The sequence below is a fragment of the Streptosporangium canum genome (genome assembly GCF_900113865.1).
GTDB classification, from domain to species: domain Bacteria; phylum Actinomycetota; class Actinomycetes; order Streptosporangiales; family Streptosporangiaceae; genus Streptosporangium; species Streptosporangium canum.
The window spans coordinates 17,254-30,700 of the sequence record NZ_FOQY01000057.1 but is presented as its reverse complement, the minus strand read 5'-3'; the positions used below and the strand labels follow the sequence as shown (position 1 = coordinate 30,700).

Here is a 13,447-nt window from a genome sequence, read left to right as displayed (position 1 = left end):
AGGAAAGCGTGACGGCGGCGAGGAGCGGGGCCCACGCCACCAGCGGCAGGTAGATGAACCCGACGAGCAGACGTCCGGTCACGGTCATGCCGGGGTGCGGCAGCGTCCACCAGAACAGGAACGGGGTCCACAGCAGGGCGAGAACCCCGACGCCGGGCCAGGCGGGCACGGTGACGGCCAGGCGCGGGATCGTCCGGCCGCCGAGCAGCGGGATCCAGCGCGGCACCACTTCGCCCCAGCGTCGCACCAGGCCGAGGGTGAGCAGGGCCGCGGCTTCGGTCAGCGCGGAGAGGGCGATCAGGTACAGCGGCCCCCACGCGGTCGTGCCGACCAGGTCGCGCAGGCCCTGCTCGGTGTAGCCGAGCGGAAGTCCCAGGGCCAGGCCGATCCGCCACAGACTCGACGGCAGCGCGAGCAGGGGCACGACGTGCGCTACCCCGACGGCCCAGCGCGGGACCGGCCGTTCGGTGTCGATCGAAGGTGGGAGCACCGCCGCATCCTTGATCATCATCAATCCTTTCGAGACTGTAGTTTCGAAACTGTAGTCTCGTATGATGATGGGATGGAGCACAACGGGCAACAGGTCGGGCGGCCGCGCGACAGCCGGGTGGACGAGGCCATCACCGCGGCCGTTCGGAAACTCCTGGGCGAGGTCGGATATGCGGGTCTGACGGTGGCCGCCGTGGCCGAGTGCGCCGGGATCGGCAAGGCCTCGATCTACCGGCGGTATGCCACCAAGCACGAGATGATCTTCGCCGCGGTCGTCCACGGAGAAGTGCTGGAGGTTCCGCCCGACACCGGGTCGCTGCTCGGGGATCTGACCGCGCTGGCGCGGGTGATCGTCGGCCATCTGAGCAATCCCGCGGCCGCCGGTGCATTGATGAGCCTGCTCGGCGAGATCGCAGCCGATCCGACACTCGCCGAACGGTTCACCACGACCTTCGTGGAGCCGGAACGGGCCGGCAACGCCGAGCTGCTGGAGCGAGCAGTGCGGCGCGGCGAGCTGGAGCGGCTGCCTGACATCGACCTGTTCCACGCGATGTTCGGCGGCACTGTGCTGTCCTGGCTGTTCATCTCCCACCATGACCCGCACGACCTGCCCGAACGACTCGCCCGGTTCGCCTGTGCCGCACTCCGATCCGCGGCCCACCAACCGTTCCCGTCCGACTGAGTCCCCGCTGTCGCCGATGAACGTTCGGTTGCTCCTGATGGCCGGTCACGGCCGTGACGATCGCCGGCGAGCGTCAGACGCCGCTCATGGTCGGGGCGATCGGAGCCGCAGGGCCTTCCTCCGCCGGCCCCACGGCATCGTCGCATCGAGCGACGGGAGCGCTACGGCCCGCCGGGCCGTAGCTGAGCATCGCTCACGGTCAGGGGCTCGATGCCCGACCGGGCCACAGGGCGGGGACGGGGGCGCGGTGAGGGCGGGGCGTTCATCGCCCCGCCCTCACCGGGGGTCTTCACCGGGAGCCCCCAGCGGGCTCATGCCCGTAGAGCGGGCACCTCCGCGACCGGCGGCTCCTGCCGCTGCTGCTGTCCATGGCGCCTCTGCAGGGTCTGGAAGCCGACCAGGTCGTCCGGGAGCGCGTCCGGCACGTCCACGTCGAACCGGGACAGGGTCCGGGTCCGCATCGCGACCAGCGCGGTGACGGCTATGGCGATGGCGAACAGCACGTACATCAGGCCGACGCCCCGGCCCGCACCGGTGCCGAGCACCAGGCCGACCGTGTCGGCCAGTGGGCCGCCGGGCAGCAGCAGCGGCTCGAACGCCGCGCTGCCGTACGGCGCGACCAGGCCGAAACCGATCGGCAGGGTGGACCAGGCGATCAGCGTGTTGAGCGCGATGACCCGGCCGTGGAAGCGCTGCGGCACCTTGACCTGGATGATCGTGGCATAGACGCCGTTGAGCATGGTCAGCCAGAACGACATGCCGAACGCGCCGACCGCGATCACGAGCAGGTTCTGCTGGAGGCCGGTGACCAGGCAGAAGACGGCGAGGACGGCGGTGGAGAGCATGACTCCGCGCAGCCGCTGCCGCCGTGGGCCGCCCCAGACGGTCATGGTCAGACCGCCGAGGAAGACGCCGAGTCCCCCGGCGAAGGAGATCCGGCCGACGTCCTGGAGCGTGGCGAAGCCCAGGACGAGCGGTGAGATGAGCAGGAACAGCGGGGACAGGAAGATGTTCAGCACCGCGAAGAAGAAGAGCATGCCGCGGAAGCCCCGGTTGCCCCAGGAGAACTTCCACCCCTCCACCATCTCGGAGACCAGGGACTCCCTGCGCTTCCAGGCCATCGTCTTCGGGAAGCGGACGAACAGCAGCACCGCGATCGCGAAGACGTAGGAGACGACGTCCAGGACGAGGATGCCCTCAAGGCCGATCACGGCCATCAGGCCGACGGCGACCAGCGGGACGACGAGTTGGGCGGTGCCGGTCACCATCTGGACGACGCCGTTGGCGTGGCCGAGGAAGCGCTTGGGGACCAGTTGGGGGACCGCCGAGTTGTAGGCGAGGCGCTGGAAGGTGAGCGCGACCGACAGCAGCACCAGGAGCGGGTAGATGTGCCATACCTGCAGATTTCCGGTCCACAGCAGGATCCCGAGGGCGAGCTGGGTGCCGAACGCGCCGATGTCCCCGGCGAGCATCACCCTGCGCCGGTCGTAGCGGTCGACGAGGGCCCCCGCGAGGGGGGACACCAGCATGCCGGGGACGAGCGCGAGGACCGAGAACAGGGCGAACCTGGCGAGCGACCCGGTGGTGACGTAGATCCACAGTGGGACCGCGAACTCGGTCAGCGACGACCCGATGATCGAGATGAGCTGTCCCGCCGCCACCGTGGCGAACCGCTTCATGCTGGGCTTCGGCTCCCGCCGCGTCCCGTACGGGGTGGACGCCCCGTGCCCGGCGACGCGGGGGGCGGGGATGTCCTGCCCCGTGACAGACCCGGACCGCTCGGACACACCCGTGACAGACCCGGACCGCCCGGACACACCCGTGACAGACCCGGACCGCCCGGACACACCCGTGACAGACCCCGCCCTCTCGGGGGCGCCCTGGTCGGAGATCCCCTCAAGCCACCAGGTGGATCGGTCGGTACGGCCCAGCGCGGCGGTCTCGCCGGAGGCGATGGCCCGGTGGGTGCCGGTGACGATGGCCGACAGCTCCGCGGCCCGGTACTTCAGGAAGAAGTGCCCGGCCTCGTCAAGGACGACCACGGCGGTGGAGTCGGTGAGCAGGTGCCACTCGCGGTAGCGCTCCTGGTAGAACTCGGTGGCCGGGTCACGCTCGCCGGCCACCGAGATGATCGGCGCCCTGAGCGGCTCGACGCCTTCGGCGAACAGGCGGGTGAAGTAGCGCTCCGCCTCCTTGGTGCCCTGGCGGCGGTTGTCGATCATCAACTTGAGCTGGTCCCGGTCGAGGTCCTCGACGTCGAGGCCGGCGGCCTGGAGGGCGTTGGCCCAGACCTGGTCGCTGCGGAGGCGGTCGGTCAGGTTCGACAGCCAGGCCAGCGTCGAGGCGGGCCGGGCGAAGGGGAAGATGCCGCCGAGATAGATGGCCTCGACCGGCCGTCCCGCCGCCTCCAGCCGCCGGGCGATCTCCACGGTCAGCATGACGCCGAGCCCGCAGTGGCCGTACAGCGCCAGCGGACCCCGGATCCCCTTGAGGATCTCCTCCACGCAGCCCTGCGCGACCTCGGCCACCGGCCGGGTCTCCTCGATCAGCCCCATCTCCTGGCCGGGGACGGCGACCGCGTGCAACGCCCAGCCCGCGGGCATCGCGTCGGCCAGTGGCTGGTAGATGGCCGCGCTGCCGCCGCCGTACGGTACGCAGACCAGGGTGGAGGTGGCGCTGCGGACCGGGGTGAGCCGGTGCAGGAACATGCGCGGACCGTCGTCGCCGGCCTCGACGAGCTGCGCGAGCTCGCGGACGGTCCGGTGCTTGAACAGGTCCAGGATGCTTACCTGGCGCCCGCCTGCGGGAAGGGCTTTCCGCAGGCGGGCGACCACCTGTGCGGCGAGCAGCGAATGTCCGCCCAGGTCGAAGAAGTCGTCCAGCACGCCGACCTGGACCAGCCCGAGCACCTGGACCCATACCCCCGCGATCGCCTCTTCGACGGGCGTCCGCGGCGGGACGAACCCGGCCTCCTGGTCCGGCCGCTCCTCGTCGGGTTCGGGCAGCCTGGCCCGGTCGACCTTGCCGTGCGACTTCAGCGGCAGCTCGTCCAGCCAGACGAACCGCGCGGGGATCATGTATTCGGGGAGCCGCTCACCGAGCGCCGCGCGCAGCTCGCTCACGCTGGTCCGCTCCCCGACGAGGTAGCCGATCAACCGGTCCTGGCGCAGCTCGACGACGGCGTGCGCGACGCCGGGCTGGTCGGTGAGGACCGACTCGATCTCCGACAGCTCCACCCGGTAGCCCCGGACCTTCACCTGGAGGTCACGGCGGCCGAGGAAGCACAGGTCGCCCGAGGGCAGCCAGCGGCCGAGATCGCCGGTCCGGTACATGCGCGCGCCGGGCTCGCCGTGCGGGTCGGGCAGGAACCGGTCGGCCGTCAGGCCGGGCTGCCCGAGGTATCCCCGGGCGAGCCGGTCGCCGCCGAGGTAGATCTCACCGGTCATGCCGGGCGGGACGAGCCGCAGATGCTCGTCCAGCACGTAGACCCGGGCGCCGGGGAGCGGCCTGCCGATCGGGAGGTTCAGCGACCGCTCGGCCTCGCCGGTGACGGCGTGGGTGGAGATGCCGACCGTGGCCTCGGTGGGACCGTAGTGGTTGACCACGGTGGTGTGCGCGCTCAGCTCCCGGGCCCAGCTCCACTTGGACGCCTCGCCGCCGAGGACGAGCAGCTTGCGCGGGAGCAGGTCGGCCGGGTCGGCGATGTCGGGGTCGGCGAGCAGCGAGGCCAGGTGGGACGGGGTCATCTTCAGGTAGTCGGTACGGCCGAGCTGCCCGGCGAGTTCCTCCACCGGTGACTGCGGGTCGACCAGGTGCAGCTCGCCGCCGGTCATGAGCGACAGGTAGAAGATCGTCACCCCGAAGTCGAACGAGAGCGACTGCAGCAGCGTGTAGACCGCCGCGGGCTCGACCTCGAACCGCTCCCTGACCCCGGCCAGGTAGGTGAGCACCTGCCGGTGCTGCACCCCGACGCCCTTGGGCCGCCCGGTCGTCCCCGACGTGTAGATCACGTACGCGAGATGGTCGGCCGTGACCGGAGGCGCCTCGAACGCGGTCTCCCGCAGCGTCTCCTCGTCCAGGCAGACGGCCGGCGGCCCCGGAACCAGGTCGCGGAGGGCGGAGGTGGTCACGACGACGACGGCTCCGGCGTCGCCGAGCATGTGGGCCAGCCGGTCGCGGGGCTGCTTGGGGTCGAGGGGGACGTAGGAGCCGCCCGCCTTCAGGACGCCGATGACGGCCGCCGCGAGGTCGGTGGACTGCTCCAGGAACACCCCGACCCGGGTGTCGGGGCCGACGCCGTAGCGGTTCCTCAGCAGGGCGGCGATCCGGGTGGAGCGGTCGTCGAGCTCGGCGTAGGTCAGGGAGTCGCCGCAGACCACGGCCGTGGCGCCGGGCGTCAGCGCGGCCTGCGCGGTGACGAGGTCGTGGAGCAGGCCGTGGCCGACGGGCGCCGGGGCGGTGCCGGCGCCGAAGCCGAGGACCAGGTCCCGCTCGTCCCCGGAGAGCAGGGAGAGCTCTCCGACCCGCGTCTGCGGCGACTCCACGATGGACCGCAGCAGCGTCTCGAACCGGGACGCCAGCAGCTCCACGGTCTCCGGGTCGAACAGCGCCGTGCTGTAGGTGAAGTTCCCGACCAGCCCGTCAGGGTTCTCGAACAGGTAGAGGCCCAGGTCGAAACGGGTGGTCCTGGCCGGCAGGGTGACGTACGAGACCCGCCCGTCCTCCTCGCCGGCCTTGAAGTTCTGCAGCGCGAACGTCACCTGGACGAGCGGCGACCGGCTCACGTCGCGGACCACGTTCAGCTCGTTGACGAGCTGGTCGAACGGGAGTTCCTGGTGCGCGAAGGCGTCCAGCGCGGTCTCGCGGGTGCGGGCCAGGAACGCGCTGAACGGCGGATCGTCGGCCAGGTCCGCGCGGAGCACCAGCGTGTTGACGAACATGCCGACGACGCCGTCCAGCTCCGGCAGGCCGCGGCCCGCGACCGGGGAGCCGACCGCGAAGTCCGGCTGTCCCGAGTAGCGGGCCAGCAGCACCTGGAAGGCGGCCAGCAGCGTCATGTACGGCGTCGCCCCGGCGGCCTTGCCCAGGTCGGTGAGCCGCCGGGTGAGGTCGGCGTCCAGCCGGAAGTCGAGGGCGGCTCCCTCATACCCCTGCTCGGCCGGGCGCGGCCGGTCGGTGGGCAGCTCGATGGCGGGCAGGCCGGCGAGCTTCTCCCGCCAGTGGTCGATCTCGCCGCGGTGCTCGCGCCCGCGCTGCCAGAGGGCGTAGTCGCCGTAGCCGACCGGGGCGGACGGCGGGGTCGCGCCGTCGTGCAGGGCGAGCAGCTCACGGATGATCACGTCGCTGGACCAGCCGTCGATGACGGTGTGGTGGGCGGCGATCAGAAGCACGTGGTCGTCGGGCGCGAGCCGTACCAGGACGGTCCGGAAGAGCGGGCCGTGCTCCAGGTCGAAGGGGGTGGCGAGCTCGGCGTCGAGCAGCTCGACCGCGGCCTCCAGGTCCGCCGCCTCGGTGACGCGCAGCTCGGCCGGGCGGGGCCCGTCGATCACGAGCTCGGGGGTGCCGTCCTCGGTGGTGAGGAAGCGCGTCCGCAGGGCCTCGTGACGCGCGACGATCTCGTCCAGGGCCCGGCGCAGCGCGTCGGCGTCCAGATCTCCGCGCAGGCGCGCCGCGACGGGGACCGTGTAGGTGGTGGTGCCGGGGCGGTACTGCTCCAGGAACCACAGGCGTTCCTGGGCGTGGGACAGGGGCGGGGTGGTTCCCGGGGTCCGGGCCGTGATGGTCCGGGACTCCTCCCGGCGCCGGAGCCGCTGGGCGAGCAGCGCCCGCTTGGCGTCCGACAGCGTCGTCTCGGTCAATGCAGCTCCATCCGGAGGGCGGCGAGGAACAGCGCGGCGTCCCGGCCGTTGATCAGTCGATGGTCGTAGGCGAGGCCGATGTTCGCGACGGTTCTCGTCGTCACGGCGCCGTCCTCACCGAGGACGACCTCGGGCTGCGGTGAGGTGATCGCGAGCGCGCAGACGGTCCCGGGGAAGACGAAGGGGATCGCGAGGATCACATCGGCGTCGGTGTGCAGGGTGATGGCGATGTTGGCGCCGGTGAGGTCCCTCTCCCGGAAGTCGCCCTCGGTGGCCGCCAGCCGGTAGCGCATGAGCGTGTCGGCGATCTCCCGGAGCGACCCGGTGTCGTGGACGACCGGCACGTAGAGACCCTGGCCCATGTCGAAGGTGACGCCGACGCGCGGCGCCTCCGCCGGCCGGGCCCGATCCCCCTCGACCGAGGCGAAGAACAGCGGGAACGCCGGATGCAGCGCGGCCACGGCCTGGACGAACAGCTCCGCCAGGCCGACCGGCCGGCGGACCTCCCTGCTCAGCCCCCTGGTCCGCGCCAGCAGCGGCCCCACGTCGAACTTCACCACCGTGTAGGCGGCGGGGATGGTGCCGTGCGAGGTGGTGACCGCTCTGGCCACGGCCCGCTGCACCCGGGAGAGCGGATGCGTGCCCGCCGCGCCGCCGGAACCCGCCTCTCCGGCCCGCGGGGAGGGGTCGCCGTCGGCGCGGGCCTGTCCGGGATCCCCGCCGTCGGCTCCGGCGTGTCCGCCGGCGGCCGGTGGCGCACCGGCGCTCCCGGCCAGGCGTTCCACGTCGCCGCGGCGGACGATGGGCAGGCCGAGGGCCGTGACCTGGGCGACGGTGACGCCGAGTGCGTCCATCAGGGCTCGGGCGGGGTCGGTGATGACCGGGGCGCCGGTCGCGGGAGCGGCCGGCGTGTCCGTGGACGCCGCGGAAGCGGAAGCGGGAAGCGCTCCGGAGGTGACCGGCGCGCCGGCGGACGCGGCCGGGACCGCCTCGGGGGTGACCGGCGCGCCGGTGGACGCGGGGACGGCCTCGGAGGTGATCCGGGCGAGGACCGCGCCGGGGGCGATCCAGGTGTTGAGCCCGGCCACGTGGTGGAGGTGACCGGACTCGGCGGCCTCCAGCTCGTCGGCCGCCTTGGAGGTCTCCAGGACGGCGACGGGGTCTCCGGCCTGGACGGGCTTGCCGTCTTCGACGAGCCACTCCACGACCAGGTACTCGGTGTCGTTGTTGTTGAGCTTGGGGACGCGGATGTCAGCCACGCAGGGCCTCTCGTACGGCGTGGTGGATCGTGGACTCCCCCACCAGGACCTCGTTCTCGAGGTGGGCGGCGGTGGGGATCACGCTGGCCCGGGAGTGGACGAGGCGGACGGGGCCGCGCAGGCGGCCCCAGAGACGGGCGTGCAGGAGGTGGGCGACCTCGCTGCCCCAGGTGCCGCCGGCCGTGCTCTCCTCGGCGACCAGGACGACCTCCCCCAGGAACGGCAGCAGCGCGTCGGCGTCCAGCGGGTAGAGCCGGGACGGGACCAGCAGCCGGCCGGAGATCTCCTGCTCCACCAGCAGGGACCGCATCGCGGCCAGCGCCCGGTGCGCCATCCCGCCCGGCGCGATGATCACGCAGTCGGGCCGGGCGTCCGGGCCCCGCAGGTCGACCACGGCCAGGCCACCCTCACGGCGTACCGTGAAAAGCGGGTCGACCTGGTCCATCTGCCGGGTGTAGAGGACCTTGTCCTCGAAGAACACGCACGGCTCGCCCCGCTCCAGCATCGCGCCGAGCACGGCGCGGTTGTCGTGGAAGGGGGACATCTCATACAGCGACAGCCCCGGCATGCCGACGAAGTGCTTCTGCAGGCTCTGGCTGTGCGTGGGTCCGTAACCCCGGCCGCCGCCGGTCGGGCAGCGCACCACCATCCGCAGGGGCAGCCGCCTGCCGTACATGGAGACCGACTTGCTCGCGAAGTTGCAGAGCTGGTCGAAGGCGAGCGCCACGAAGTCGCCGAACATGATCTCGGCCACCGCCGTGTTGCCGGTCAGGGCCAGCCCCGCCGCGACGCCGGTCAGGGCGCCCTCGCTGATCGGGGTGCCGATCACCCGGCCGGGGAAACGGGTCGACAGGCCCTTGGTGACCTTGAAGGCGCCGCCGTACGGGTCGAGGATGTCCTCGCCGATCATGTAGGCGGTGGGATCGTCGTCCAGCAGACCGTGCAGGGCGGCGTTCAGGTTCTCGGCTACGCGCATGTTCCCTCCCATCGGGAGGGCGGGCGGGCGGCGACCTCGTCGGCGATCGCCTGGATCTCCGCCCTGACCGGCCCGTCGAGCCGGTGGAACTGGTCGGGGTGGTCGTGGGCGTAGCGGCCGTACCAGTCGTTGTCCCTGGCTGCCTGTACGGCGCCGGCCGGGCGGATGTCGTCGCCCTTGCTGTGCGGGCCGAGCCGGTGGGTCACGAACTCCACCACCAGCGGCCGGGCCTGGCGCACCTCCGCGACCAGAGGAGCGAGCGCCGCCCGGATCTCGTTGACGTCGGCGGAGACGACCAGATGGTGCCGGATGCCGAACGCCGCCGCCCGGCCCCCCACGGAGCCCGCCATCTGCGCGGCGGTCGGGGTGGACTGGGCGATGCCGTTGTTCTCCACCACCACCAGCAGCGGGAGCTCCCAGAGCGCGGCGAGGTTCAGCGCCTCGTAGACCGCGCCCTCGCCCCACGTGCCGTCGCCGATGTAGACGCACGCCAGCGTGCCGGGCTCGGTCCGCTTGAGGTGGAGCGCGACCCCGGCGGCCACGGGCAGGCTCTCCCCCTGCACGCCGGTGGACATGTAGCGGTCGCGGTGGATGTGCTGGCTGCCGCCGACGCCCCCGCAGACCGCGCCCTCCCTGCCCATGATCTCGGCGAGCAGGCCGTGCGGGTCCCGGAACGTGGACAGGTAGTGGCCGTGGCCCCGGTGGTTGCTGAAGACGTGGTCGTCCGGGCCGAGCAGCGGGCGCAGCGCCACCGGGACGTACTCCTGGCCGAGGCAGGTGTGCGTGGTGCCGTTGAGCTCTCCCCTGCCGTACAGCTCCAGGAGTTTCAGCTCGAAGTGCCGCACCTGCAGCAGCAGCTCCAGGTCGTCGTCGCCGAGGCGGGACAGGCGGAGCCGGTCGAGGGTCTCAGTCATCGCCGAGTGACTCCACGATCCCGGCGATGGTCGGGTTGTCGAAGAAGGCGTCCAGCGAGACCTCGATGTCCAGGCGCTTGCGCATGCGGGCGATGATCTGGGTGATGGTCAGGGAGTGGCCGCCCAGGTCGAAGATGTCGTCGTGGTCGTCGATCGGCGAGATCCCCAGGACTTCCTCCCAGATCTCGCGTACCTGCTCGGTGAGGGTGGTGACGGAACCCATCTCTTACTCCAGGATTTGGTTCAGTATTTCTTTGAGCGGCAGGTCGGGGTCGTGGGTGGCGCGTTCCAGGAGGAGACGCAGATCATTAGCCACCCGTGGGGCTTCCGGGACCGCCTCGGGGTCGTGACGCAGGCTGACGGTGAGCCCGCCGGGACCGTCCACGCACTGCAGGTGCAGCGCGCCGCGGACCGCGTGGTTGAAGACCGTCCACTCCACCGAGGCGTCCAGTCCGGTGAACACCGGGTCGGCCTCGTGCCGGGTGCGGTAGCTGACCGAGACGGGGACCAGCGCGGCGTGCGGCCGGATGCGGGGCATCGCCCGGGTCAGCGGCACCTGCCGGAACCGGTAGACCTGGCGTAGCTCGGCGCGGAGCCCGGTGGCGAACTCCCGGAAGGTCGCCTCCGGGGACGGGGTGGAGGAGACCGGGAGCTCGTTGACGAACAGGCCGATGTGGTCCGCCGCCTCGGCCGGCCGGGTGGACAGGTCGACGGCGGTGGTCACCTCGGCGTTGCCGTACCCGGAGAGCAGGACGTGCAGCGCGGCCAGCAGCACCTCGAACCGGGTGAGCCCGGGGACCGACGGGTCGGCGGTGAGCCGCAGCACCCGGCCCTCGCCCGCTCGCCGGGACCGCAGTGCCCGGCCCAGCAGCACGGTCTCGCCCGGATCGCGCCACCGGGGCGCCCAGAACTCCTTCGCGGCCGGGAGCATGGCCGCCACCCGGTCGCGTTCGGACCGGCCGTGGTCGATCTCGGGCAGCGGGGACGGGCGTTCGCCGTTGTAGAACGCGGCCAGGTCGCGGACCAGGATGTCCTTGGACTGGCCGTCGAAGATCAGGTGGTGGGCGACGAAGACGAGCAGGTGCCGCCCGGGACCGGTCTCGAACAGGGTGAACCTGGCCAGCGGGCCGTGCTCCAGGTCGAACTCGCGCAGGATCTCCTCCCGCACGGCCGCGTCCACTCCCGCTGCCCCTTCCCCGTCCGGGGAGCCGGCCGGGAACCCATCCGAGGAGCCTGTCGGGGACCCGCTCGGAGAGCCGGCCGGGGAACCACCCGTGGACCCGCCCGGAGAGCCGGTCGCCCGCCGTACGGGGATCTCGGCTCCGGGCACGAGCCGCAGCTCGTCGTCCACCTCCGCCACCACGCCGCGCAGCATCGGATGCCGGTCCACGACCGCCGCGCAGGCCGCCAGGAGCGCCCCGGTGTCCAGCGCGCCGCGCAGGTGGACGAGGAGCGGCATGTGGTAGGCCGTTCCCACCTTCACGGCCTGCTCGGTGACCCACATCCCCTGCTGGGTGAAGGTGACCTCGTGCGTCCCGCGCCGGGTGAAGGCGGCCTCGTGCCGGAGGGGGGCGGCCGCGCCCGTCTCCCCCGCGGTGACCTCGTCCGCCCTCTGCCCGGGGAAGGCGGCCCCGCCTTCCCGCGGGGCCGGTGTGCCGCCGGTCATCGCGCGTTCTCCAGGCTCCGGCGCAGGGCCCGCTTGTCGACCTTGCCGCCGTTGTTGCGCGGCAGGGCGTCGACGGTGGTCACGTGCGCGGGCAGCTCGTGCGGGGCGAGCCGGTCCTTGAGGAAGATCCGCAGTTCCTCGGGGGTGAGCGTGGCCCGGGTGGCCATGGTGACGGCCACGACGGTCCCGAGCACGGGGTGCGGGACCCCGAAGGCCGCCGCCTCGACCACGTCGGGGTGCTGGTAGACGGCCTCCTCGACGTGGATCGTGGAGACCTTGTAGGCGCCCGACTTCACCACGTCGCCCTCCCGGTCGACGAGGTAGAGGTAGCCCTCCGCGTCGAGGCGGCCGAGGTCGCCCATCCGCACCCACCCGTCGCGGAAGGTCCCGCTCTCCGGATCGCCGTAGTAGGCGCGCGGCGCGGCCGGGGAGCGCATCCAGACCTCGCCGGTCTCCCCCGGCGCGAGCGGCGTGCCTTCCGCGGTGGCGATCCTGACCCGTCCGCCGGCCACCGCGCGGCCGACGCTGCCGGGCCGGTCCGGGTCGAACATCATGATCGTCTGAGCGGGGGCGGCCTCGGTCGAGGTGTAGTAGTTGGTGATCGTCGCGTTGGGGAAGGCCGTGGTCAGCGCCTGGGCGACGGCCGAGGGCAGCGGCGCGGCGGCCGAGCCGAGCAGCAGCACGCTGGACAGGTCGTACCGCTCGCCGACCCCGGCGTTGATCAGCTCGATGGCCATCGCGGGGACGAGGAAGACCGTCCCCGCCCGGTAGGACTCGATCAGCGCGGCGAAGCGGCCCGGGGTGAAGCGCGGCAGCGTCACCACGGCCGGGTGGGCGTCGAGCGCGTTGATCAGCATGGCCTGGCCGGCGTTCGTGCCGATCGGGAAGGCGTGGAGCAGATACGCGGAGTGCGCGAACGGGCGGCGCCTGGCGCCGCAGCCGTAGGCGAGGTTGGCATGGGTGGCCGACACCCCTTTGGGGCGGCCCGTCGTGCCGGAGGTGTAGAGGATCTGCGCGAGGTCTCCGGGGGCGGGATCGGCCGTCTCATAGGACGTTTCGGTCCGCAGGCCGTCGAGGGTGGCGCTCCACCCGATCTCGGGCACGGTGAGCCCGCCGGCATGGATCACTCCGGTCGCACGGCAGTGTTCCAGCATGAAGCGCAGGTCAGCGGAGGCGAGGCGGTCCGACAGCGGCACCGCGGCGGCACCGGCCGCCAGTACCCCGCAGAACGCCACCGCGTAGTCCGCCCAGTCCGCGCTCCCGAAGACCAGACCCACCCGATCGCCCTTGGTGACACCGCGCGCGACCAGGCCGTTCGCGATCACAGCGGACCGCTCGTACCACTGGCGATAGGTGAGCGGCTCCGAGCCGTGCACGATCAGCGCGACCCCGTCGGGGTCGGCGGAGGCCCGGTCTCTGAGCAATTGGGGAACGGTCAGGTTCACCATGTGAACCTCCCAATAAAGATCGGATGTCTATGAGCTCGGCGCCTTCGAGCACCCGAGTCACAACAGGAAAGAATCTTTACTATTCTAAAACGAGCGCCAGTCTTACATGATCGCCACAGCCGCGCAAGCCCTTTGACCAAGGTTCGCGAGAGGGA

9 protein-coding genes are annotated in these 13,447 nt (G+C 72.0%); 1 reads left to right on the top strand and 8 read right to left on the bottom strand.

From position 1 onward, the window contains the following. A partial coding sequence (locus BM085_RS40935; protein WP_218158977.1) for a hypothetical protein occupies positions 1–511 on the bottom strand: 511 nt, incomplete at its 3' end. 51 nt (positions 512–562) lie between these two features. Here BM085_RS40935 and BM085_RS40930 point away from each other — a divergent pair. Then, positions 563–1,171: a TetR/AcrR family transcriptional regulator gene (locus tag BM085_RS40930; RefSeq protein WP_218158976.1), complete on the top strand. Its 609-nt coding sequence runs from the start codon at positions 563–565 to the stop codon at positions 1,169–1,171. A 311-nt stretch (positions 1,172–1,482) separates the two neighbouring features. On the opposite strand, the gene BM085_RS40925 is transcribed toward BM085_RS40930, so the two are convergent. Genes BM085_RS40925 through BM085_RS40895 form a run of 7 tightly spaced genes read right to left on the bottom strand, consistent with a single transcriptional unit; the run spans position 1,483 to position 13,292 of the window. Further along, positions 1,483–7,029, bottom strand: coding sequence for a non-ribosomal peptide synthetase/MFS transporter (locus BM085_RS40925; RefSeq protein ID WP_093892122.1), 5,547 nt, complete (start codon positions 7,027–7,029; stop codon positions 1,483–1,485). Further along, positions 7,026–8,288, bottom strand: a complete 1,263-nt coding sequence (locus BM085_RS40920; protein WP_093892121.1) for a 2-oxo acid dehydrogenase subunit E2 — start codon at positions 8,286–8,288, stop codon at positions 7,026–7,028. Before BM085_RS40920 ends, BM085_RS40925 begins: the two co-directional genes overlap by 4 nt. Further along, positions 8,281–9,264 (bottom strand): alpha-ketoacid dehydrogenase subunit beta, encoded by a 984-nt coding sequence (locus tag BM085_RS40915; protein WP_093892120.1) that lies wholly within the window; start codon positions 9,262–9,264, stop codon positions 8,281–8,283. Before BM085_RS40915 ends, BM085_RS40920 begins: the two co-directional genes overlap by 8 nt. Further along, positions 9,255–10,178: a thiamine pyrophosphate-dependent dehydrogenase E1 component subunit alpha gene (locus BM085_RS40910; RefSeq protein WP_093892119.1), complete on the bottom strand. Its 924-nt coding sequence runs from the start codon at positions 10,176–10,178 to the stop codon at positions 9,255–9,257. Before BM085_RS40910 ends, BM085_RS40915 begins: the two co-directional genes overlap by 10 nt. Continuing rightward, positions 10,171–10,401, bottom strand: a complete 231-nt coding sequence (locus tag BM085_RS40905) for a phosphopantetheine-binding protein (RefSeq protein ID WP_012888932.1) — start codon at positions 10,399–10,401, stop codon at positions 10,171–10,173. Before BM085_RS40905 ends, BM085_RS40910 begins: the two co-directional genes overlap by 8 nt. Before the next feature lie 3 nt (positions 10,402–10,404). Further along, on the bottom strand, positions 10,405–11,844 hold the full coding sequence (locus BM085_RS40900; RefSeq protein WP_093892118.1) for a condensation domain-containing protein: 1,440 nt from the start codon (positions 11,842–11,844) through the stop codon (positions 10,405–10,407). Next, on the bottom strand, positions 11,841–13,292 hold the full coding sequence (locus tag BM085_RS40895) for a class I adenylate-forming enzyme family protein (RefSeq protein ID WP_093892117.1): 1,452 nt from the start codon (positions 13,290–13,292) through the stop codon (positions 11,841–11,843). The genes BM085_RS40900 and BM085_RS40895 overlap by 4 nt, the downstream gene beginning before the upstream one ends. Between the last annotated feature and the right edge of the window lie 155 nt (positions 13,293–13,447).